Raw genomic sequence first — 1,136 nt, 5'->3', positions numbered from 1 at the left:
CCTTTTTTTGTGACTTTCCTAAAGCTTGAATGAATGCTTTCAACGGCATTGGTGGTATACATGATTTTACGTATGTTACTTCCATAATCGTATAGTTGTTCCACATGAGAAAAGTTTCGTTTCCACACGTCTACAGCTCCAGGGTACGTAGACCACTGCTTTTCAAAGGATTCAAACGCACTATGACAAGCTTTAAGACTTGGGGCTCCATACACTTTCTTTAAGGCAGCAGTAAAAGGCTTGTAATCTTTACTCGGTATATACTTAATAGAATTGCGAATCAAGTGAACAATACATCTTTGAACAGTCACGTCAGGGAAAATCGCATGTGCTCCTTCTTCCAGACCACTAACGCCATCCATCGAGAGAAAGAAAATATCTTCTACACCACGTGATTTGATTTCATCAAAAATTTGCATCCATTTATGCTTACTTTCCGTTTCATTTAACCATAAACCAAGAATCTCCTTCTTGCCTTCCATGGTATAGCCTAAAATCGTATAGACAGCGTATTTCTTTACTTCATAGTCGTTCCGAATCGTCGTATAGAGACAATCGACAAACACAAAAGGGTAACAGTTGCTTAGCGGACGACTTTGCCACTCTTCCAATTCAGGGAGTACTGAATCTGTAATATCGGACACCATTTCATGAGATACAGAGAAACCATAGATATCTTCTATTGTGGAAGAAATATCTCTCTGGGACATTCCTCTTGCATACATAGAAATAACCTTATCCTCGATGGCGGATACGTCTCTTTTACGCTTTGGAATCAGCTGTGGTTCAAAAGAAGCATCGCGATCACGAGGTACAGCAATTTCAACTTCTCCAGCAGTGGTTCTCACAGACTTCTTCCCATATCCATTCCTTCTATTACTTGACTCTTTTTCTCCCCTGTCATTTGATTCATAGCCCAAATGGTGATTCATTTCACCTTTTAGCATGGACTCAAACATGGGACCAAATATGTCTTTTAATGCTTCTTGCATATCTTCTACTGATTTAGGTTGGTACTGTTCGATAATCTTGTTAGCTAATTCTACGGAGTTTGGATCTCTTTTCAATTTTCCCATTGAAAACACTCCTTTAGCTTTATACTTATTATTCTATCAAACAAAAAAACTGTGTGAGTA

The 1,136-nt window shown here is 38.6% G+C and carries 1 protein-coding gene; it reads right to left on the bottom strand.

The features are described 5' to 3' along the window. On the bottom strand, positions 1–1,085 hold a 1,085-nt coding region (locus ACE38V_RS23215; protein WP_375845111.1), incomplete at its 3' end, for an IS256 family transposase. Positions 1,086–1,136 lie beyond the last annotated feature (51 nt).

This window comes from Cytobacillus sp. Hz8, assembly GCF_042263505.1.
Taxonomy (GTDB): Bacteria; Bacillota; Bacilli; order Bacillales; family Cytobacillaceae; genus Bacillus_BE.
Note: the sequence above shows the minus strand (reverse complement) of the source record. Positions and strands in the feature narration are given on the sequence as shown.